The organism is Micromonospora sp. NPDC049799, assembly GCF_040656655.1.
Classification (GTDB): domain Bacteria; phylum Actinomycetota; class Actinomycetes; order Mycobacteriales; family Micromonosporaceae; genus Micromonospora.
In genome coordinates this window covers 1-1,419 of sequence record NZ_JBFAMU010000833.1, presented here as the reverse complement: position 1 = coordinate 1,419, position 1,419 = coordinate 1, and the positions used below count along the sequence as shown (strand labels likewise).

General features: G+C 75.3%; 1 pseudogene. It reads right to left on the bottom strand.

The window, feature by feature from the left end:
* Positions 1–1,419: pseudogene (locus tag AB0I76_RS29895) on the bottom strand (hypothetical protein); the annotation flags it as partial.

The window sequence follows — 1,419 nt, the reverse complement described above, 5'->3', positions numbered from 1 at the left end:
GGGCCAGCCGAGCCGCCGTCTCGACCAGCGGGCGGGCCCGGGCCGGGCGGCCGGCCTGGTAGTGCAGGCAGCCAAGGTCGCCCAGCGCCTGCGCGAGCTGGGCCTGGTCACCGCAGCCGCGCAACATCTCGACCGCCTCGGTGAGCAGGTCGGCGCGCTCGCCCGGCGGGCTGACCGCGGCCAGCACCCGCAGCGACATGCCGCGGGTCCGGGAGGCCCGGGGACCGACCAGTGCCAGCTGTTCACGTGCGAGAGCCCGGGCCCGCGCCACGTCGCCGGTGAGCAGGTACGCCTGGGCCGCCTCGGCCCGCCACGGCACCAGCGCCGGGCGGTCGAAGCGCCAGGAGGTCATCAGCTGGCCGCAGGTGGTGAGGTCGTTGAGCGCCGCGTGCGGGCGGCCGTTCTCCAACTGGAAGCGACCCCGGGCGTGCAGGTAGTACAGGCCGAACCGGCTCTTGAACATGCCCTCCGGCACCGGCATCTCCAGATAGGTCGACGCCGCCTCGTGGTCGCCCGTGTCGGTGGCGGCCTGCACCAGGTTGGCCAGCGGCCCGCCGATGCACACGCCCCAGCTCTCCAGCGGCACCTGCTTGAGCGCCGCCTCGGCGAGCTGCCGGGCCAGCAGCGGATTGCCCTGCCGCAGCGCGATGCTGGCGCGCAGGGAGGCGAACTCGGCCTCCCACAGCGGCACCTGCCACGCCCGCGCCTCGGCCAGCCAGTGGTCGCACCAGCTGGCCGCGGCGGGCAGCCGGTCGGCGAACTGGAGGGTGGCCACCGCGCACATGAGGGCTTCCTGGGTTTTCTTGGTCAGCCGCATGGCCCGCATGCACGCCTCGGCGTCCGCCACCGCCTCGTCCTCGTCGCCGCCGGCGAGCAGCGACGACAGCGCCGCCGCGCTGCGTACCCGGGGGTCGCGGGCGGAGCGACCGGTGGTGTGCTCCGCCGGGTGCAGCCGTCCGGAGACCAGCGCCGGGTACGACGCGGCGAGAACCTCCCGGGTCGCGCGCAGCTCGGCCGAGCCGGCCGGGTCGTGCTCCTCACCCCGCACCGCGATGCGCTCGATCGCCTCGGCCGCCTCCTCGAAGCGGCCGTGCCAGAGCAGGTACTTGGCCAGCATCAGGGCGTGCCGGTCACCCAGCCGCCCCTGCCGCAACGCCTCGGCCAGCTCACCGAGGTGCCGGACGCTCATCGACGGGTTCAGCAGCCAGGCCGCACTGGTGAGCAGGGCCTTCAACGGGACACGCAGGCTCTGGTCGTCACAGATCCGCAACGCCACCTCGACGCAGGCGTACGCGTCGGCGGCCCGGTTCTCCACCAGGTGCCGCTCGGCGGCGGCGCGCAGCACCGCCAGCGCCCAGTCGGGCAACGCCCGGTCGGGCAGCGCCGGGTCGGCGGCGACCAGATGGCGGGCCACCCGGG